The sequence below is a fragment of the Pseudomonas sp. AC255 genome, from assembly GCF_979258175.1.
The window spans coordinates 1,022,800-1,042,502 of the sequence record NZ_OZ409841.1; the positions used below are offsets into that span (position 1 = coordinate 1,022,800).

Consider the following 19,703-nt stretch of genomic DNA (forward strand, 5'->3'; position numbering starts at 1 on the left):
CGGCGTTCGGCACACACGACTTCTCACGGTCGGTGTCAGGTGCGTCGGGAGTGGTTGGCCATTCCCGTGTCCAGCGATGTGCGGCCAATTGGGCCGATACCGCGACGTACGCGTCCTGCTTGCTGTGGCTACTTAAGCACTCAGTCAGGAGGAGGAATCAACCAGCGGCTGTGGACGAGATGAAGCGTCTTGATCAAAGCTTGTTGCTACACAGTCCGGCGGTTGTGCATCTCCACCCTACACGTATCCCTGATAATTCGGGTGCTGCCGCGCGCAGAATCCGCAGCGGGTTGGCATTTACCGTGAGCTCCGAAAGGGAGGTCACGCATCATGGCTAATTCAGGCGATGTTTCCGAAGCAATCGCTCGGGGTCATTCGCAGTCGACTGCACTTTGTGAACTGGCCTCGAATGTCGCCTGCCTGGCGAGTCAGAACTCTGCCCGGCGGTGTAATTCAGGCCTCATGTCACCTGCGCTCGTTACAACCGCAAACTCCACCGTTACGTAGCGAAAGCCCCGTAGGACGGCCTCGCGCCCTGGTGAATTGCGTTGGTCAGGGCCGGTCTTTGACCGTGGTTCCGCTGTCCAGGCCGCTTTTGGCGGCGTTCGCGACTATAGCAGCAATGATTAAGTGCTTCAATTCCATAAAAATTGTTATCATCCGCGGCATGACAACTACTGCCCCTTCGACTCCAGGCGTTCAACTGCTTGAAGTCTCGCCGGAGTATGCCGGCCAACGAATCGACAACTTTCTCCTCGCCCGGCTCAAAGGCGTGCCCAAGACCTTGATTTACCGCATTTTGCGCAAAGGCGAAGTGCGTGTGAACAAAGGTCGGATCAAGCCCGAATACAAGCTGCAGGCCGGCGATATCGTGCGCGTGCCGCCGGTTCGCGTGCCTGAGCGCGACGAACCGGTTCCGCTGGCCCAGGGGCTATTGCAGCGCCTGGAAGCCTCGATTGTCTTCGAAGACAAGGCCCTGATCGTGATCAACAAGCCCGCCGGCATTGCGGTGCATGGCGGCAGCGGGTTGAATTTCGGCGTGATCGAAGCCTTTCGTCAGTTGCGTCCCGACGCCAAGGAACTGGAGCTGGTTCACCGTCTCGACCGGGACACCTCCGGCCTGCTGATGATCGCCAAGAAACGCAGCATGTTGCGCCACCTGCACGAGCAACTGCGTGGCGATGGCGTCGACAAGCGCTACATGGCGCTGGTCCGTGGCAACTGGGCAACCTCGATCAAGCAGGTTCGCGCTCCGCTGCTCAAGAGCAATCTGCGTTCCGGCGAGCGCATGGTCGAAGTCAATGACGAGGGCAAAGAAGCCCTGACGCTGTTCAAGGTGCTGCGCCGCTTCGGTGATTTTGCCACCATGGTCGAAGCTAAACCGGTTACCGGTCGTACCCACCAGATTCGCGTGCACACCTTGCATGCTGGCCATTGCATTGCCGGTGACAGTAAGTATGGCGACGAGGATTTCACCAAGGAAATCCGCGATCTGGGCGGTAAGCGTCTGTTCCTGCACGCTTACATGCTGACGGTGCCGCTGCCCGACGGCGGCAAGCTGAATCTGCAAGCGCCCGTCGATGAAATGTGGGCCAAGACCGTGGAGCGATTGAGTGCGCCCATCTGATTACAAGCTGCTGATTTTCGACTGGGACGGCACCCTCGCCGATTCCATCCATCGGATCGTCGAGGCCATGCACTCCGCGTCCGGGCGTTCCGGTTTCGAGCTGCGCGATGACTTCGCTGTCAAAGGCATCATCGGTCTCGGCTTACCGGAGGCGATTCGCACGCTGTACCCGGAAATCAGCGACGCAGAAATGCTCGCGTTTCGTGAGTATTACGCCGATCACTACATCGCTGCCGAAGCCGTGCCGTCGCCGCTGTTCGAAGGCGTGGTCGAGTCGATGGAGTCGTTTCGCGAGCAGGGTTATCACCTGGCGGTAGCGACGGGCAAGAACCGTCGCGGGCTGGATCGGGTGCTCAAGGCCAATGGCTGGGAAGATTATTTCGATATCACCCGCGCCGCCGATGAAACTGCCAGCAAGCCACACCCTCTGATGCTTGAGCAGATCGTCAGGCACTGCGGCGTACGTCCGGAGCAGGCGTTGATGGTCGGCGATTCGTCGTTCGATCTGCTGATGGCACGCAACGCGGGGATGGATTCGGTGGCGGTCAGTTACGGCGCGCAATCGATCGAGTCCCTGCAACAGTTCGAGCCGCGCCTGTCGATCGACCGTTTTTCTGAATTGCACGCCTGGCTGGGTCAGCAGGCTTAATACGTTTTTGCTGGGGTAGATGGCATGACCGACGAATGGAAAGCACCGGCCAAGGCAAGTGCCGACGACGGTGACGCGAAAAGCTGGAAGCTGTTGGAAAAGACTTTGCTGGCCGGCGTGCAGGAACAACGCCGTTCGCGGCGCTGGGGGATTTTCTTCAAGCTGCTGACGTTTGTTTATCTGTTTGTTGCGCTGCTGCTGTTCACGCCGCTGATGGACATGGAAAAAAGCGCCACCCGCGGCCCGAACTATACGGCGTTGATCGAGATCGACGGCGTAATCGCCGACAAGGAGCCGGCCAGCGCCGACAATATCGTTGGCAGCCTGCGTGCGGCGTTCGAAGACAAGAAGGTCAAGGGCGTGGTCCTGCGCATCAATAGCCCGGGTGGCAGTCCGGTGCAGTCTGGCTATGTCTATGACGAGATCAAGCGTCTGCGTGGGTTGCATCCGGAGATCAAGCTCTACGCAGTGATTTCCGATCTTGGTGCTTCGGGCGCCTATTACATCGCCAGCGCGGCGGATCAGATCTATGCCGACAAGGCCAGTCTGGTCGGCTCGATCGGCGTGACGGCGGCGGGTTACGGTTTCGTTGGCACCATGGAAAAACTCGGGGTTGAGCGCCGCACCTATACCTCGGGCGAGCACAAGGCATTCCTGGATCCGTTCCAGCCGCAAAAGCCTGAAGAAACCGCATTCTGGCAAAGCGTGCTGGACACCACGCACAAGCAGTTCATCAACAGCGTCAAGCAGGGCCGTGGCGATCGTCTGAAGGACAAAGAGCATCCGGAGCTGTTTTCCGGGCTGGTCTGGTCGGGTGAGCAGGCGCTGCCGCTAGGCCTGATCGATGGCTTGGGCAATGCCAGTTCGGTGGCGCGTGATGTGATTGGCGAGAAGGAGCTGGTGGACTTCACCGTGCAGGAATCGCCGTTCGATCGCTTCTCGAAAAAGCTCGGCGCCAGCGTGGCCGAGCAGTTGGCGATGTGGATGGGTTTCCACGGGCCTTCGTTGCGGTAAATCGTTTCAAGGTCAGAAGATCGCAGGTCAACGGCAGCTCTTGCACAATCGGTGTAGGAGCTGCCGAAGGCTGCGATCTTTTGCTTTCAAGGGATTTGCACACCTTCGACCAACAACATATCGATCAGGCGAATCAGCGGCAGGCCGATCAGGCTGGTGGCATCCGGGCCTTCGGTCGATTGAAACAGGCTTACGCCCAGTCCTTCGGCCTTGAAGCTGCCGGCGCAGTCGTACGGTTGCTCGATGCGCAGATAGCGCTCGATGCGTGCCTGATCCAGCTGGCGCATGTGCACGGTAAACGGCACGCAGTCGACCTGGCATTGCCCGGTCTGGCTGTTGAGCAGCGCCAGGCCGGTCAGGAAGGTCACGCTCGCGCCGCTCGCCGCCATCAATTGCTCGCGAGCCTTCTCGAAGGTGTGCGGCTTGCCGATGATCTGTTCGCCGAGGACGGCAACCTGATCCGAGCCAATGATCAGATGAGCAGGGTGGCTGTCCGCCAAGGCCCGGGCCTTTTCTTCGGCGAGACGTTTGACCAGATCGATTGCGGGCTCGCCCGGGCGGTGGCTTTCGTCGATGTCCGGCGAGCTGCAGACGAACGGCAGGTGCAGGCGGGCGAGCAATTCGCGGCGATAAGTCGAGCTTGAAGCGAGTAATAAAGGCAGCATGGACGTCTCCTGAGGCAGGTGCGGATTCTAGCGGAGGCGCGCAAGTGACGGACAGGGCACAATTTCCTTTGACATGGGTGGGTGCATCCCTATAATGCTGCGCCTATGTTGAATGACCCGATTCCACCTCACGTTGACCCGCGCAAATTGGCTGACCGTGGCACCACCCTTCAAGGTGAACTGCTGCTGGCCGATTTGAAGAGACTCTGCGACCCGCTTTCCGACGATGTCGGTACGGTGCAGGCCAAATTCGTTTTTGAACGAGATGAACGTAAGTCTGTGGTCATCCACAGCTTTATCGACACCGAAGTCAAAATGGTTTGCCAGCGTTGTCTTGAGCTGGTCACCCTGCCGATCCACAGCGAATGCAGTTACGCGGTGGTGAAGGAGGGTGCGAATACCCAGTCGTTGCCGAAAGGTTATGACGTGCTGGAACTGGGCGAAGATCCATTGGATCTGCAGTCACTGATCGAGGAGGAGCTTCTGCTCGCCTTGCCCATTGTGCCTGCTCATCATCCGGAAGAATGCCAGCAGCCGGCGGGAGCAGATGAGCCCGAACCGAGCGAGGACGAGGTAACGCGGTCCAACCCGTTCAGTGTATTGGCGCAGTTAAAGCGTGACCCAAACGTTTAGGAGTTAATCAATTATGGCTGTTCAGCAGAACAAAAAATCCCGCTCTGCCCGTGACATGCGCCGTTCGCACGACGCTCTCGAGGCTAGCACCCTGTCTGTAGAAAAAACCACCGGTGAAGTTCACCTGCGTCACCACGTATCGCCAGAAGGCGTTTACCGTGGCCGTAAAGTGATCGACAAGGGCGCTGACGAGTAATCACTTGTCTGCTCAAGTCATCGCGATTGACGCAATGGGCGGGGACTTCGGTCCCCGCAGCATTGTTCAGGCCAGTCTCGCTTGCCTGTCTGCTACACCCTCGCTGCACCTGACCCTCGTCGGTCAACCCTCCCTTCTTGAAGAACTGATCCACGGCCAGTCGGCTGCCGATCGCGCGCGCCTGACGATTGTCGCGGCGAGCGAAGTCATCACCATGGACGAAAAACCCGCCCAAGCCCTGCGTGGCAAGCCGGATTCGTCGATGCGTGTCGCCCTCGAACTGCTGCGCGATGGCAAGGTGCAGGCCTGTGTCAGTGCCGGCAATACCGGTGCGTTGATGGCCTTGTCGCGTTTCGTGCTGAAGACATTGCCCGGCATTGATCGTCCGGCCATGGTCGCGGCGATTCCGACGCAGACCGGTTATTGCCAGTTGCTCGATCTGGGCGCCAACGTCGATTGCAGTGCCGAGCACCTGTTGCAGTTTGCGGTGATGGGCTCGGTCGCTGCGCAGACCCTTGGTATCGCCCGTCCGCGCGTGGCACTGCTGAACATCGGCACCGAAGACATCAAGGGCAATCAGCAGGTCAAACTGGCCGCAACGCTGTTGCAGGCTGCACGCGGGATCAACTACATCGGTTTTATCGAAGGCGACGGCTTGTATCGCGGTGAGGCCGACGTGGTGGTGTGTGACGGCTTCGTCGGCAACATCCTGCTCAAGTCCAGCGAAGGTCTGGCGACGATGATTGCTGCGCGGATCGAGGCTTTGTTCAAGAAAAACTTCGCTTCGCGCGCTGTCGGCGTTCTCGCGCTGCCGTTGATGAAGCGTCTGCAGGCCGACCTGGCCCCGGCGCGACATAATGGCGCAAGCTTTCTCGGCTTGCAGGGCATCGTCGTGAAAAGCCACGGATCGGCGGGGGTTCAGGGCTTTCAGAGTGCGATTCAACGGGCGCTGATCGAGATTCAGGAGAACTTGCCCGAGCGTCTCCACGGTCGTCTGGAGGAACTGTTGTCTTAGGCGTTTTCGTCGGACAATGCTTAAATGTGACCGCCCGGTTCAAAGGGCCATCCAAACTGTCAGTTTCTGGCGTCCCCAACGGGGCGTTATTTTCCGACGACAAGATCATTAGGGGCTTGTTACATGTCTGCTTCCCTCGCATTCGTCTTTCCAGGACAGGGTTCGCAGTCCCTCGGCATGCTGGCCGAGCTGGGCGCGCAACATCCGCTGATCCTCGAAACCTTTCAAGAAGCCTCTGCTGCGCTGGGCTACGACCTGTGGGCACTGACCCAGCAGGGCCCGGAAGAGCTGCTCAATCAAACCGACAAAACCCAACCAGCCATTCTGACCGCTTCGATCGCCCTGTGGCGTCTGTGGCTGGCCGAAGGCGGCGCGCGTCCGGCGTTCGTCGCCGGCCATAGCCTGGGTGAATACAGCGCGCTGGTTGCTGCCGGCAGCCTGACCCTGGCTGACGCGGTCAAGCTCGTCGAGCGCCGTGGCCAGTTGATGCAGGAAGCGGTGCCGGCCGGGCAGGGCGGCATGGCTGCGATCCTCGGTCTGGAAGATGCCGACGTGCTGGCTGCCTGCGCCGAAGCGGCGCAAGGCGAAGTCGTCAGCGCAGTGAATTTCAACTCGCCGGGCCAAGTGGTGATCGCCGGTGCCAAGGCAGCCGTCGAGCGCGCCATCGAAGGCTGCAAGGCCCGTGGTGCCAAACGCGCCATGCCGTTGCCGGTGAGCGTGCCGTCGCACTGCGAGCTGATGCGTCCGGCTGCCGAGCGCTTCGCTGAATCCATCGCCGCCATCGACTGGCAGGCGCCGCAGATCCCGGTGGTACAGAATGTCAGCGCACAAGTGCCAGCCGATCTGGAAACCCTCAAGTGCGATCTGCTCGAACAGCTCTACAAGCCAGTGCGCTGGGTTGAATCGGTGCAGACTTTGGCCGCCAAGGGCGCGACCAATCTGGTCGAATGCGGCCCGGGCAAAGTCCTCGCTGGCCTGAACAAACGTTGCGCCGAAGGCGTTTCGACTTCCAATCTCAATACCCCAGATGCCTTCGCTGCCGCTCGCGCAGCGCAGGCCTGAATCAGGAGAAACTTGCATGAGTCTGCAAGGTAAAGTTGCACTGGTCACCGGTGCAAGCCGCGGTATCGGCCAGGCCATCGCGCTGGAACTGGGTCGTCAGGGCGCCATCGTTGTCGGCACCGCGACCTCCGCGTCGGGCGCCGAGCGCATTGCCGCGACCCTGAAGGAGAACGGTATTCAGGGCGCCGGTTTCGAGCTCAATGTCACCAGCGACGAATCGGTCAGCGCCGTGCTGGCAGGCATTCAGGAGCAGTTCGGTGCGCCGGTGGCGATTCTGGTCAATAATGCCGGTATCACCCGCGATAACCTGATGATGCGCATGAAAGACGACGAGTGGTACGACGTGATCGATACCAACTTGAACAGTCTGTATCGCCTGTCCAAGGGCGTTTTGCGTGGCATGACCAAGGCGCGTTGGGGCCGAATTATCAGTATTGGCTCGGTGGTGGGTGCCATGGGCAACGCCGGCCAAGTAAACTATGCAGCCGCCAAGGCCGGTCTGGAAGGTTTCAGCCGGGCGATGGCGCGTGAAGTCGGTTCGCGTTCGATTACGGTCAACTCGGTAACCCCAGGGTTCATCGACACCGATATGACCCGCGAGCTGCCTGAAGCACAGCGTGAAGCCTTGCAGACGCAGATTCCGCTGGGTCGTCTGGGGCAAGCTCAAGAGATCGCGTCCGTGGTCGCTTTTCTTGCATCCGACGGTGCGGCATACGTTACCGGGGCTACAATCCCGGTGAACGGTGGGATGTACATGTAAGTAAAATGTGACGGATTGCTTCAAAAAAATGTCATACGAGCTGTCTAAAATCCGTTATAAAGCTGCAATCTATTTATAGGCAGAGGGCCGCAGGGTTTGAGGAGTGAAGCTTTCAGTTGAAAAACTGAAAAGGCTTTCTATACACTTACCCACTGGCCAGCTGCCTGAATTTGTCCATTAGGAGTGAAAACAAGGTATGAGCACCATCGAAGAGCGCGTCAAGAAAATCGTTGCCGAGCAACTGGGTGTTAAAGAAGAAGAAGTGGTCAACACCGCTTCCTTCGTAGAAGACCTGGGTGCCGACTCCCTTGACACCGTTGAGCTGGTGATGGCTCTGGAAGAGGAATTCGAGACCGAAATCCCTGACGAAGAAGCTGAAAAGATCACTACTGTACAAGCTGCAATCGACTACGTTACCAGCCACCAGGCGTAATAGTTTGTAATCGTTGCTTGCTGTCATGGAAAAACCGCACTGCCATCATGGCGTGCGGTTTTTTCTTTAGGCCTGATGCAAAGTCGTCATTTGAAAAAGGAGAGTGCTGTGTCGCGTAGACGCGTCGTAGTCACCGGTATGGGTATGTTGTCGCCACTGGGCACGGATGTGCCGAGCAGTTGGCAGGGCATTCTGGCTGGCCGCAGTGGCATTGGTCTGATCGAACACACCGACCTTTCTGCCTATTCGACCCGCTTCGGTGGTTCGGTCAAAGGCTTCAATGTCGAGGAATACCTGTCGGTCAAGGAAGCGCGCAAGCTCGACCTGTTCATTCAGTACGGCCTCGCCGCAGGCTTTCAAGCCGTGCGCAACGCCGGTCTGGAAGTCACCGATGCCAACCGTGAACGCATTGGCGTGGCCATGGGTTCGGGTATCGGCGGTCTGACCAACATCGAAGAGACCAGCCGCACCCTGCACGAGACCGGTCCGCGACGGATCTCGCCGTTCTTTGTGCCTGGCTCGATCATCAATATGATTTCCGGTTTCCTGTCCATCCACCTAGGTGCACAGGGGCCTAACTACGCCATCGCTACTGCATGTACCACCGGTACGCACTGCATCGGCATGGCCGCGCGCAACATCATGTACGACGAAGCCGACGTGATGATTGCCGGCGGTGCGGAAATGGCTGCCTGCGGTCTGGGCATGGGCGGCTTCGGCGCATCCCGTGCGCTGTCGACCCGCAACGACGAGCCAACCCGCGCCAGCCGTCCGTGGGACAAGGGCCGCGACGGCTTCGTTCTGTCCGATGGTGCTGGCGCTCTGGTTCTCGAAGAGCTGGAGCACGCCAAGGCCCGTGGCGCCACGATCTACGCCGAGCTGATCGGTTTCGGCACCAGTGGCGATGCGTTCCACATGACCTCGCCACCCGCCGATGGCGCCGGTGCCGCGCGCTGCATCACCAATGCCCTGCGCGACGCGAAGATCAATGTAGATCAAGTGCAGTACATCAACGCCCACGGCACCTCGACCCCGGCCGGCGACCTTGCCGAAGCCAATGCGATCAAGTCGGTGTTCGGCGATCACGCCTACAAGCTGGCCGTCAGCTCGACCAAGTCGATGACCGGCCACCTGTTGGGTGCGGCGGGCGCGGTCGAAGCGATTTTCAGCGTGCTGGCGATCAACAGCCAGGTGGCACCGCCGACCATCAACCTTGATGAACCGGACGAAGGCTGCGATCTCGATTTCGTTGCGCACACCGCGCGTAACATGGACATCGATGTCGTGCTGTCCAACTCCTTCGGTTTTGGCGGCACCAACGGCACTCTGGCGTTTCGCCGGTTCGCCGGCTGATGGACAGCTGGGTCGACGGTCAACCGGCTGACGTGGTGTCGCTGAAAGATCGCGGCCTGGCTTACGGCGATGGTCTGTTCGAGACCATTGCCGTGCGCAGTGCTCGGCCGATTCTGCTGGATCGGCACCTGACGCGTCTGGCTGATGGCTGCGCGCGTCTGGCCATCGCGACCGATCTCGAGCTGGTTCGCCATGAACTGCTCAGCTATGCCGCTGCGATGGGCGAGGGCGTGCTCAAGCTTATCCTCACTCGGGGTGACGGCTTGCGTGGTTATGCGCCCGATCCTGCGGCGCAGGGCCGACGCATCCTGCAAGGCAATCCGCCGGCAGCGTATCCCGCTGCCCATGCCGAGCACGGCATCCGCCTGTTTCCCTGCAACACGCGTTTATCTACGCAGCCGTTGTTGGCCGGGCTCAAACATCTGAATCGACTGGAACAGGTGCTCGCCCGCGCCGAATGGCAGGACAGCGAGCATGCCGAAGGCTTGATGCTCGATCAGGCCGGGCGCGTCGTCGAAGGTGTGTACAGCAATATTTTCCTGGTGCGCGACGGTGGTCTGATTACGCCCGACTTGAAGCGCTGCGGGGTCGCTGGGGTGATGCGCGCGGAAATATTGTTTCAGGCCGAGTCGCTGGCCATCCCCACGCAAATCGCCGATATCAGCCTCGAACAGCTGCAATGGGCTGATGAAGTGTTTGTCTGCAACAGCGTTTATGGCGTCTGGCCGGTACGCGCCTGTGCTGCACTGAGCTGGCCGGTTGGCCCGCTCACCCGTAAACTGCAAACCATTGCCCGCGCGCTACTGGATGCTTGATTCGTGAGACGTAAACTTTTGCTGCTGCTGGAAACCGGACTGGTTCTGGCAGGGCTGCTGTTGGGCGCCAGCGCCTGGAAAATTCATTCGGCGCTGGAACAGCCCCTGAACATTCCGCAGGAACAACTGCTGGATGTGCCGAAAGGCTCTACACCGACCCGTACCTTCCTTGAACTCGAAACCGATGGCGTCATCAAGGACGCGTTCTGGCTGCGCGTCTATTGGCGCTTCAATCTTGCCGGCACACCGATTCACAGCGGCGAGTACCGTATGCAGCCGGGCATGACCGTCAACGGTCTGATCGATTCGTGGAAGCGCGGCGACGTGGTTCAGTACAGCCTGACCCTGGTCGAAGGCTGGACTTTTCATCAAGTGCGCGCCGCCCTGGCCAAGGATGACAAGCTCGAGCAGACCCTCAATGGCCTGAGCGACAGCGACGTGATGGCGAAGATCGGCCACAAAGGCTTGTTCCCGGAAGGTCGGTTCTTCCCGGACACCTATCGTTTCGTGCGCGGCATGTCCGATGCCGAGCTGCTGAAAAAGGCCTTTGATCGTCTCGATGAAGTGCTCGCCAAAGAGTGGGCGCAGCGTTCTGCCGATGTGCCTTACAGCGAACCTTATCAAGCGCTGATCATGGCCTCGCTGGTCGAGAAAGAGACCGGTGTTCCGCAGGAGCGTGGGCAGATTGCCGGGGTGTTTGTGCGGCGCATGGCGTTGGGCATGCAGTTGCAGACGGATCCGACGGTGATCTATGGCCTCGGCGATCGCTACACCGGCAAGCTGACCCGCGCGCATCTGAAAGAACCGACACCCTATAACACCTATGTGATTCCCGGTTTGCCACCGACGCCGATTGCGATGGTCGGACGCGAAGCGATTCATGCTGCGCTCAACCCGGTGGAGGGCAGCAGCCTGTATTTCGTCGCCCGTGGCGATGGCAGCCATGTGTTCTCCGATGATCTGGATGCGCACAACAACGCAGTGCGTGAATACCAGCTCAAGCGCCGCGCCGATTACCGTTCCAGCCCGGCACCAGTAACCGCGCCGGCCACCGATGAGGCGATTCCGGCGGCCTCGCCGAATACCGCGCCCGAGGTGCTGCCGCAGGTGTCGCCGCAAGAACCTGCGCCAGCCGCGGAACCGGACGCCGCTGCACCGCAGAACGCGCAATGACTTTGATGAAGGACTGCCTGTGACTGGCTTGTTTATTACCCTGGAAGGCCCGGAAGGCGCGGGCAAGAGCACCAATCGCGAATACCTCGCCGAGCGCCTGCGCGCCGCCGGTATCGAAGTGCTGCTCACCCGTGAGCCTGGCGGTACACCGCTGGCCGAACGGATTCGTGATGTCCTGCTGACCCCGGCCGACGAAGTGATGCACCCGGACGCCGAGCTGTTGCTGGTGTTCGCCGCGCGGGCCCAGCATCTGGCAGAGGTAATTCGTCCGGCGCTGGCCCGTGGCGCCGTGGTGCTGTGCGATCGTTTCACCGACTCGACATACGCCTATCAGGGCGGCGGTCGTGGTTTGTCACTCGAGCGCATCGCCACGCTGGAGACTTTCGTGCAGGGCGACTTGCGGCCCGATCTGACCTTGATTTTCGACCTGCCCGTTGAAATCGGTTTGGCCCGCGCCAGTGCCCGTGGTCGACTGGATCGTTTCGAACTCGAAGGCCGGGCGTTTTTCGAGAACGTGCGCAATGCGTTCCTGAAACGCGCCGAAGCCGACCCGTCGCGCTACGTGCGCATCGATGCCGGTCAGCCATTGGCCAAGGTGCAGCAATCGCTGGACACCTTGCTACCGAATTTGCTGGAGCTGGCCCGTGGCTGAAGCCTATCCATGGCAGGACAGCCTCTGGCAGCAACTGGCCGGACGCACTCAGCATGCTCACGCTTATCTGCTGCACGGTCCGGCCGGTATCGGCAAGCGTGCGCTCGCCGAACGCTTAATGGCCAGCCTGCTGTGCCAGCGTCCGACGCCTGAGGCGTGCGGCGAGTGCAAATCCTGTCTGCTGCTCAAGGCCGGCAGTCATCCGGACAATTACATCCTGGAGCCGGAAGAGGCGGACAAGGCGATCAAGGTCGATCAGGTTCGTGATCTGGTCAGTTTCGTCGTGCAGACCGCGCAGCTCGGCGGGCGCAAAGTGGTGTTGATCGAGCCGGTCGAGTCGATGAACATCAACGCTGCCAACGCCTTGCTCAAAAGCCTTGAAGAGCCGTCCGGCGATACCGTGCTGCTATTGGTCAGCCATCAGCCGAGCCGTTTGTTGCCAACCATCAAGAGCCGTTGCGTGCAGCAGGCCTGCCCGCTGCCGGGCGAGGCGATGAGTCTGCAATGGCTGGCCCAGGCGCTGCCGGATTGCGCGGAGGAAGAGCGCGTCGAACTGCTGACCCTCGCCGCCGGGTCGCCGCTGATGGCGGTCAGCCTGCAATCGCAAGGTGTGCGTGAACAACGTGCACAAGTGGTCGAAGGCGTGAAGAAGCTGCTCAAGGGACAACAATCGCCGACGCAACTGGCGGAAGAGTGGAAAAGCATTCCGATGCTGCGTCTGTTCGACTGGTTCTGCGACTGGTCGAGCCTGATCTTGCGCTATCAACTGACTCAGGACGAAGCCGGCCTCGGCCTGGCCGATATGCGCAAGGTCGTGCAGTACCTGGCCCAGAAAAGCCCGCAGGGTAAAGTGCTGGATATTCAAGACTGGATTCTCGCCCAGCGACAGAAAGTGCTGAGCAAGGCCAACCTCAATCCGGCCCTGTTGCTGGAAGCATTGTTGGTGCAATGGGTGGGATTGCCTGGTCAAAGATAAGAATGTGTACCTAGACTCTGAAGATCAGCAGTGGAGGTGAACATGATTGAACCTGTCAGCCCGGGGCCGCGTAACGGCATCTTGTCCCTGACCATCAAGGACAAGTCGGTGCTCTACGCCGCCTACATGCCGTTCATCAAGAATGGCGGACTGTTCATCCCGACCAACAAAAGCTACCGGTTGGGCGACGAGGTGTTCATGCTGTTGCACCTGATGGATGAAGCGGAAAAAATTCCGGTCGCCGGCAAAGTCGCCTGGATCACCCCCAAAGGCGCACAAGGCAATCGCGCCGCCGGTGTCGGCGTGCAGTTCAACGACGGCGACGACACCGCGCGCAGTCGCATCGAAACTCATCTGGCCGGAGCGCTGAAATCCGACCGTCCCACTCATACGATGTAAGTTGCAGTCCTTTTTATGCTCGTAGATTCCCATTGTCACCTTGACCGTCTCGACCTCGCCGCCCATGACGGCTCGCTGGATGCCGCACTCGCTGCGGCCCGCGAGCGTGGGGTCGGACATTTTCTGTGCATCGGCGTCAGCGCCGACAACGCCGCCGACGTCAAAGCCCTCGCCGAGCGTTATGACGACGTCGATTGCTCGGTCGGCGTGCATCCGCTGGATGTGCAGCCGGGCGCGGCACCGGCGCTGGACTGGCTGCTGCACGAACTCGATCACCCGAAAGTGGTGGCGATCGGCGAAACCGGTCTCGACTATCACTACGAGCCGGAAGCTGCCGAGTTGCAGCAGGAGTCGTTTCGCCTGCATCTGCAAGCGGCGCAGCAGACCGGCAAGCCGGTGATCATCCACACTCGCGGCGCCCGTGCCGACACCCTCCAACTGCTGCGCGAAGCGGCGCTGCCCCAGGCCGGCGTGTTGCATTGCTTCACCGAGGACTGGGAAATGGCCAAAGCGGCGCTGGACATGGGTTATTACATTTCCCTGTCGGGCATTGTTACGTTCCGCAATGCCGACGCTCTGCGCGATGTGGCGAGCAAGGTGCCGGCCGATCGCCTGCTGGTGGAAACCGATTCGCCGTATCTGGCGCCGATTCCGTATCGCGGCAAGCCGAACCTGCCGCAGTACGTGCGCGAAGTGGCGGAGTTTCTGGCGATGCTGCGTGGTGAGAACTACGAGCGCTTTGCCGAGCAGACCACGGAAAACTTCAAGCGCTTGTTCCCGCTGGCGAGTGTTAAATCTGCCGTATGACGGCAGGCCAAATCGCAGGCAAAAAAACCCGGGTTCTGGGGGTGAATCCGGGTTAAGACCATTAGGAGTAAAACAAAGGCACGCGGTCCGTTGGTACCTTTACCGGCACGACACTTGGGGGAGATGTCGCCCGACAGTTCAAGTATTGATCAGTCTGGCGTGCAGTCCAGTGAGCGGGTCGGGGTTTTTAAACAAATTTGGAATACGTTTGCTTCAGTTGAGTTCTCATTGCGCCCGATTCGTTCTCGAAATGAACAAGAAACACAGATTCGGTCGATGAACCGTGCTTTTTTGCGCAAGTTAGGCATAATACGCGGCTTCGAATTTTGACCCTTCAGACCTTTTTCTTATGCATAAAGAACCTCGTAAGGTCCGTGAATTTCGTCGCCGCGAGCAGGAAATTCTCGATACCGCGCTCAAGCTGTTCCTCGACCAGGGTGAAGACAGTGTCACCGTCGAGATGATTGCTGATGCCGTGGGTATCGGCAAAGGCACGATCTACAAGCACTTCAAATCCAAGGCCGAGATCTACTTGCGCCTGATGCTCGATTACGAGCGCGATCTGAACGAGCTGCTGCATTCGGCCGATGTCGACAAGGACAAGGAAGCGCTGTCCCGCGCCTACTTCGAATTCCGCATGCGCGACCCGCAGCGCTATCGCCTGTTCGACCGTCTCGAAGAGAAAGTGGTCAAGGGCAATCAGGTGCCGGAGATGGTCGAGGAACTGCACAAGATCCGTGCCTCGAACTTCGAACGCCTGACCCTGCTGATCAAGGGGCGCATCAGCGAAGGCAAGCTCGAAGACGTGCCGCCGTACTTCCACTACTGCGCATCCTGGGCGTTGGTACACGGCGCGGTGGCGCTGTATCACTCGCCATTCTGGAGCAATGTGCTGGAAGATCAGGAAGGCTTCTTCCAGTTCCTGATGGACATCGGCGTGCGCATGGGCAACAAGCGCAAGCGCGACCCGGAAACGCCGAGCACATAAGTCATTCAGCGGGCTGATTGCGCCGTGTTTTAGCAACATGGCGCAATAGCACAGGAATATACTCAGGCATAGGGCTTGCTAAAACCTGATTTCTCAGTCAAGTTTTGCTCGCTCGATTTTCTTTCGCCGGAGTGTTTCATGATCGTTGACCGTCAAGGCAGGCGTTTTCGCAATCTGCGCATCAGCCTGACCTCTGCCTGCAATTACGCCTGTACCTACTGCGTGCCCAACGGCAAGCGGTTGGTCGCTGCGCAGGATGAGCTGTCGGCCGAAGCCATGGCGCGCGGCGTCGAATACCTGATCGAAGCGGCCGGCATCGAGCGCCTGCGCATCACTGGCGGCGAGCCACTGGTCAGCCCCAAACTCGAATCGTTCATGACTGCCGTCGGCCAGATGGGCCTCGACGACATCAGCCTGACCACCAATGGTCAACTCCTCGCGAAAAAACTGCCGCTGCTGGTCGATGCCGGTCTGCGTCGAATCAACGTTTCCCTCGATACTCTTGATGCCGCTGCTTTTCGCAGCATCGCTCGTGGCGGCGATCTGGCCAGCGTGCTCGATGGCATGGATCAGGCTGCCGCTGCCGGGATGAAGATCAAGGTCAACATGGTGCCGTTGCGCGGGCAAAACCTCGATCAGGTCATGCCGTTGCTTGATTACTGTCTGGAGCGCGGCTTCGAACTGCGCTTCATCGAGCTGATGCGCATGGGACACCTGGCCAAGGATTCCAATGCCTTCCTGCAGCAGTTCGTCAGCCTTGAGCAGTTGCTCGGCCTGATCGGCGAACGTTATGAATACGCCCAGACCGACGCACCGGTGGACGCCACGGCTGTGCGCTATGCGATTCCCGGTCGCGGCAATTTCGGAGTAATCGCCAACGAAAGCGTGCCGTTCTGCCGCACCTGCTCGCGCTTGCGCCTGTCGTCGACCGGTTGGCTGCATGGCTGTTTGTCGTCGAGCAACCGCCACTATGTCGGCGATCTGCTCGACAAGCCGCGCCACCAGGCGTTGCCGGCGCTGCAACGTTTGCTGGTCAAGGCGTTGGGTGACAAGCAGGAGGTGGCGTTCTCTGGCGGCGCTACTGTCATGAAGATTATTGGCGGTTGAAGAACCGCTTTCGCGAGCAGGCTCGCTCCCACATTTGGAATGCATTTCAATTGTGGGAGCGAGCCTGCTCGCGAATGCCTCTATCACTGAATTTGCCGAGCTGGCGCAAAAGCTGCATTCAACGGCCATTCGCCGGTTTTCCGACACCGGCTTCTGGAGGAATAGGATGCGTAGCCTGGTTTTGCTGCTGGCCGTTTTGGCGCTTGGCGGCTGCATGAATGTCAGCGATATGGCCGAAGGCACTCGCTATCACATGAGCGATGCGGGGCTTCTGGACCATAGTGACAGCCGCCGGGTGAACAATCTCCGCATTCAGCCGGACTCGTTCATCTTTATCGCCCAGGGCGCGTTCGCGCCACCGGGTGGTTCCTATCCACGGCCGAACGTGGTCGCCGAAGAAGCCTTCAAGGGCTTTGTCGAATATTTCCCGATGGTCCGCCGCGCCCGTGCGCCGGAAGGCCTCGACCAAGCCATGGGCGAAGCCCGTGATGCCGGGGCGCATTACCTGCTCTACACACGTTTCGCCAAGGCTGATGACCGCATCGGCAACTCCGACGAGTGGCTGGACCAGGAAGCCGTGGATCGCCTCGGTATCGATGGCGGCGTGATTCAGATCATGTTGATCGAGACCAGCACCCAGTATTTGATTGATACTGCACGGATCAAGAGTCGTGGCGGTTTACTGACGTTCCATGATTCCAAACCCGAAGACCTCATCGGTCCGCCGCTGGCGCAATACGCACGCAGCCTGCTGGGGATCGGCGACCAGTAATCAAGGAGTACGCCATGAGTGACCCGCAAACAGCCAATGACCTGCTGGGGCAGATCCCCAAGACCAAAGGCCTGCCACCGGTGCATTTGTGGAACCCGGATTTCTGCGGCGACATCGACATGCGCATTGCCCGTGACGGCACCTGGTACTACCTGGGTACGCCGATCGGGCGCAAGCCGATGGTCAAACTGTTCTCCACCATCATCCGCCGCGACGGCGATGATTATTTCCTGATTACCCCGGTCGAGAAGGTCGGGATCAAGGTCGATGACGCGCCGTTCGTGGCGGTTGCCGTTGACGTGCAAGGCGAGGGCGAGGCGCAGGTTTTGCGCTTTACCACCAACGTCGAGGAAACCACCGAAGCGGGGACTGAGCATCCGCTGCGTGTCGAGATCGATCCTGAGACTCAGGAGCCTGCGCCCTATGTGCATGTGCGCAGCAACCTTGAAGCGCTGATTCACCGCAATGTGTTTTACCAGTTGGTGGAACTGGCGGTGAGCCGCGAGATCGATGGTCAGCGCTGGTTGGGCGTGTGGAGCGGCGGCGAGTTCTTTCGCATCGGCCTGGAACCCTGACACAACATCAAAATGTGGGAGCGAGCCTGCTCGCGAATGCGCTGTATAAGTCGCCAGCAATGTTGACTGACACGACGCTTTCGCGAGCAGGCTCGCTCCCACATTGGTTTGCGCAAGCTGAAAAATCCGATTGACTGTTATTCGTATGATGATTAGCGTAGGCACCCATCGCGATTCGCCTTGAGGTGTACATGTCCAGCAGCTTTCATGCGTCGACCGTTGACTGGCTGGGCAGCTGGATTGCGGCCGGTCAGGTCAAGCCGGGGCAGACCATCAAGGTCGAGGCGGATCTGGGCGAGCAGCTTGGTGTCAGCCGCACGGTGATTCGCGAAGCCATCAAAACCCTCGTCGCCAAAGGCATGCTCGAAGTCGGGCCGAAAGTCGGCACGCGGGTGTTGCCGGTCCGGCGCTGGAATCTGTTCGATCCGCAGGTGGTCGGTTGGCTATCGCGCAATGGGTTGCCGGAAAACTTCGTCGATGACCTGCTGGATTTGCGCCGCACCATTGAGCCGATGGCGGTGCGCTGGGCCTGTGAGCGGGCGACACCGGAGCAGATCGAAGCGGTACAACTGGCTTTCAATGCGCTGGAACGTGCAGTCGACAGCGGCGTTGATTACAACCGTGCCGACCAGGCCTTCCACGAATGCATTCTTGCCGCCAGCCATAATCAGTTCATCGAACAAATGGTCCCGGCCCTCGGTGCGTTACTGGCGGTGTCGTTCGAAGTCTCCGCCGCCGACCCCGATGAACTGCGCCGCACCTTGCCGATCCATAAAGACATGGCCGATGCCATCGCCGCGCGCGATTCGACCCGTGGCGTGTGGGCGTGCATGACCTTGATCGACAATGCCGATCTGGCGATAAAACGCTTTTACCCGAAAGTCATGGCGGACCGCAAAGCCAGCTAAGACCGAAAATCCCCTGTGGGAGCGAGCCTGCTCGCGAATGCGTCAGGTCAGATACATCATCATTGACTGACACGCCGCCTTCGCGAGCAGGCTCGCTCCCACATTGGAAACAACAAGAACAGGAAGGATTCCAGATGACCTGCACCGCCCTGACCCAACACCGCGCGCAACTCGGCGAAGGCCCGTTCTGGGATGCGCCGACCCAAGCGCTTTACTGGGTCGATATCGCCGGTAAACAAGCGTTGCGCCTGATTGGTCAGAACGTGCAGATCTGGCAGATGCCCGAGCACATCTCCGCCTTCATTCCCTGCGCCAGCGGCGATGCGCTGGTGACATTGAGCAGTGGTGTCTACCGCCTCGATCTCGATTCGCCCGGCCTCGAGCCACGTTTGACGCTGTTCTGTGTCGCCGACCCGCAACCGGGCAACCGGCCCAACGAAGCCCGTTGCGATGCCTTGGGCCGGTTGTGGTTGGGCACCATGCAGAACAACATCGACGAGCACGGTGAGGATCTGCCGCTGGTGCGCCGTTCCGGTGGCCTGTTCCGTATCGATCCCGATCAGCGCGTCACACCGCTGCTGCTCGGCCTGGGCATTCCCAATACCTTGTTGTGGAGCGACGACGGCACCACGCTGCTGTTCGGTGAAAGCCTCGACAGCACGCTCAATCGATATTTCATCCGCACCGACGGCAGTCTCGATGCGCCGCAGGTGTTCTACTCGTCCGATCAACACGGTGGTCCCGATGGCTCGGCGATGGACGCCGAAGGCTACGTGTGGAATGCACGCTGGGACGGCAGTTGCCTGCTGCGCCTGACGCCGGACGGGCAGGTGGACCGCAAGATCGATCTGCCGGTCAGTCGCCCGACCAGTTGCGTGTTCGGTGGCGAAGACTTGAAAACCTTATTCATCACCAGCGCCAAGAGTCCGCTGAACCATCCATTGGATGGCGCGGTGCTGAGCATGCGCGTCGACGTTGCAGGAAAACTCTGTACGCGTTTTGCTGGTTAAATCCCATAATATGGGATGCAAAATTATATATTGAGATTATTTGGCGGTCGGGTTTATAGTCGGCTCCAGCAGTAACACGCACTCACACTTAAAAAGAACAAAACAGGTGAAGTG

23 protein-coding genes are annotated in these 19,703 nt (G+C 59.6%); 22 read left to right on the forward strand and 1 reads right to left on the reverse strand.

All coding sequences use genetic code 11. The annotated features are described in order from the left end of the window. Positions 1–667 precede the first annotated feature (667 nt). Genes rluC through sppA form a run of 3 tightly spaced genes read left to right on the forward strand, consistent with a single transcriptional unit; the run spans position 668 to position 3,290 of the window. Positions 668–1,627: a 23S rRNA pseudouridine(955/2504/2580) synthase RluC gene (gene rluC, locus ACZZ0K_RS04800; protein ID WP_016770994.1), complete on the forward strand. Its 960-nt coding sequence runs from the start codon at positions 668–670 to the stop codon at positions 1,625–1,627. Continuing rightward, on the forward strand, positions 1,614–2,276 hold the full coding sequence (locus ACZZ0K_RS04805) for an HAD-IA family hydrolase (RefSeq protein WP_150742579.1): 663 nt from the start codon (positions 1,614–1,616) through the stop codon (positions 2,274–2,276). Before rluC ends, ACZZ0K_RS04805 begins: the two co-directional genes overlap by 14 nt. 24 nt (positions 2,277–2,300) lie before the next feature. Then, a complete protein-coding gene (gene sppA, locus ACZZ0K_RS04810; RefSeq protein ID WP_252878700.1) occupies positions 2,301–3,290 on the forward strand; it encodes a signal peptide peptidase SppA in 990 nt (329 codons plus the stop codon). A gap of 86 nt (positions 3,291–3,376) precedes the next feature. Here sppA and ACZZ0K_RS04815 read toward each other — a convergent pair whose 3' ends face one another. Then, a complete protein-coding gene (locus ACZZ0K_RS04815; RefSeq protein ID WP_252884669.1) occupies positions 3,377–3,955 on the reverse strand; it encodes a Maf family protein in 579 nt (192 codons plus the stop codon). 105 nt (positions 3,956–4,060) lie between these two features. On the opposite strand from ACZZ0K_RS04815, the gene ACZZ0K_RS04820 reads away from it, so the two are divergent. From ACZZ0K_RS04820 to ACZZ0K_RS04910, 19 genes are all read left to right on the forward strand, one after another. After that, the gene (locus tag ACZZ0K_RS04820; protein ID WP_003204262.1) at positions 4,061–4,588 is read left to right on the forward strand and encodes a YceD family protein; all 528 of its coding nucleotides are present in this window, start codon (positions 4,061–4,063) and stop codon (positions 4,586–4,588) included. A 13-nt stretch (positions 4,589–4,601) separates the two neighbouring features. Continuing rightward, entirely contained in the window at positions 4,602–4,784 is a 183-nt protein-coding gene (rpmF, locus tag ACZZ0K_RS04825; protein ID WP_003179396.1) for a 50S ribosomal protein L32, read from the forward strand. 4 nt (positions 4,785–4,788) lie between these two features. Further along, positions 4,789–5,799 (forward strand): phosphate acyltransferase PlsX, encoded by a 1,011-nt coding sequence (gene plsX / locus ACZZ0K_RS04830; RefSeq protein WP_082530305.1) that lies wholly within the window; start codon positions 4,789–4,791, stop codon positions 5,797–5,799. 123 nt (positions 5,800–5,922) lie between these two features. Continuing rightward, positions 5,923–6,861, forward strand: coding sequence for an ACP S-malonyltransferase (gene fabD, locus ACZZ0K_RS04835; protein ID WP_252884668.1), 939 nt, complete (start codon positions 5,923–5,925; stop codon positions 6,859–6,861). Between the two features lie 16 nt (positions 6,862–6,877). After that, complete coding sequence (gene fabG / locus ACZZ0K_RS04840; RefSeq protein ID WP_016770989.1) at positions 6,878–7,621, forward strand: 3-oxoacyl-ACP reductase FabG; 744 nt, start codon at positions 6,878–6,880, stop codon at positions 7,619–7,621. Between the two features lie 196 nt (positions 7,622–7,817). Beyond that, positions 7,818–8,054 (forward strand): acyl carrier protein, encoded by a 237-nt coding sequence (gene acpP / locus ACZZ0K_RS04845; RefSeq protein ID WP_003175607.1) that lies wholly within the window; start codon positions 7,818–7,820, stop codon positions 8,052–8,054. A gap of 108 nt (positions 8,055–8,162) precedes the next feature. Continuing rightward, positions 8,163–9,407: a beta-ketoacyl-ACP synthase II gene (gene fabF / locus ACZZ0K_RS04850; RefSeq protein WP_038860467.1), complete on the forward strand. Its 1,245-nt coding sequence runs from the start codon at positions 8,163–8,165 to the stop codon at positions 9,405–9,407. Next, entirely contained in the window at positions 9,407–10,222 is an 816-nt protein-coding gene (gene pabC / locus ACZZ0K_RS04855) for an aminodeoxychorismate lyase (RefSeq protein WP_252884667.1), read from the forward strand. Before fabF ends, pabC begins: the two co-directional genes overlap by 1 nt. Before the next feature lie 3 nt (positions 10,223–10,225). Then, positions 10,226–11,395 (forward strand): endolytic transglycosylase MltG, encoded by a 1,170-nt coding sequence (gene mltG, locus ACZZ0K_RS04860; protein WP_252884666.1) that lies wholly within the window; start codon positions 10,226–10,228, stop codon positions 11,393–11,395. Positions 11,396–11,414: 19 nt separating this feature from the next. Beyond that, complete coding sequence (gene tmk, locus ACZZ0K_RS04865) at positions 11,415–12,047, forward strand: dTMP kinase (RefSeq protein WP_016770985.1); 633 nt, start codon at positions 11,415–11,417, stop codon at positions 12,045–12,047. Next, complete coding sequence (locus tag ACZZ0K_RS04870; protein ID WP_258707062.1) at positions 12,040–13,023, forward strand: DNA polymerase III subunit delta'; 984 nt, start codon at positions 12,040–12,042, stop codon at positions 13,021–13,023. The genes tmk and ACZZ0K_RS04870 overlap by 8 nt, the downstream gene beginning before the upstream one ends. A gap of 42 nt (positions 13,024–13,065) precedes the next feature. Continuing rightward, on the forward strand, positions 13,066–13,422 hold the full coding sequence (locus ACZZ0K_RS04875) for a PilZ domain-containing protein (protein ID WP_016770983.1): 357 nt from the start codon (positions 13,066–13,068) through the stop codon (positions 13,420–13,422). 15 nt (positions 13,423–13,437) lie between these two features. Then, the gene (locus tag ACZZ0K_RS04880; protein ID WP_258707061.1) at positions 13,438–14,229 is read left to right on the forward strand and encodes a TatD family hydrolase; all 792 of its coding nucleotides are present in this window, start codon (positions 13,438–13,440) and stop codon (positions 14,227–14,229) included. Positions 14,230–14,578: 349 nt separating this feature from the next. Then, positions 14,579–15,217, forward strand: a complete 639-nt coding sequence (locus tag ACZZ0K_RS04885; RefSeq protein ID WP_016770981.1) for a TetR/AcrR family transcriptional regulator — start codon at positions 14,579–14,581, stop codon at positions 15,215–15,217. Positions 15,218–15,355: 138 nt separating this feature from the next. Then, a complete protein-coding gene (locus ACZZ0K_RS04890) occupies positions 15,356–16,324 on the forward strand; it encodes a GTP 3',8-cyclase MoaA (RefSeq protein ID WP_076563802.1) in 969 nt (322 codons plus the stop codon). Positions 16,325–16,490: 166 nt separating this feature from the next. Next, positions 16,491–17,096: a DUF4823 domain-containing protein gene (locus tag ACZZ0K_RS04895; RefSeq protein WP_016770979.1), complete on the forward strand. Its 606-nt coding sequence runs from the start codon at positions 16,491–16,493 to the stop codon at positions 17,094–17,096. Positions 17,097–17,110: 14 nt separating this feature from the next. Beyond that, a complete protein-coding gene (locus ACZZ0K_RS04900) occupies positions 17,111–17,671 on the forward strand; it encodes a DUF1285 domain-containing protein (RefSeq protein ID WP_041479438.1) in 561 nt (186 codons plus the stop codon). Between the two features lie 191 nt (positions 17,672–17,862). Continuing rightward, the gene (locus ACZZ0K_RS04905; protein ID WP_041479437.1) at positions 17,863–18,579 is read left to right on the forward strand and encodes a FadR/GntR family transcriptional regulator; all 717 of its coding nucleotides are present in this window, start codon (positions 17,863–17,865) and stop codon (positions 18,577–18,579) included. Between the two features lie 134 nt (positions 18,580–18,713). Continuing rightward, a complete protein-coding gene (locus ACZZ0K_RS04910) occupies positions 18,714–19,589 on the forward strand; it encodes an SMP-30/gluconolactonase/LRE family protein (RefSeq protein ID WP_258707060.1) in 876 nt (291 codons plus the stop codon). The last annotated feature ends 114 nt before the right edge of the window (positions 19,590–19,703 follow it).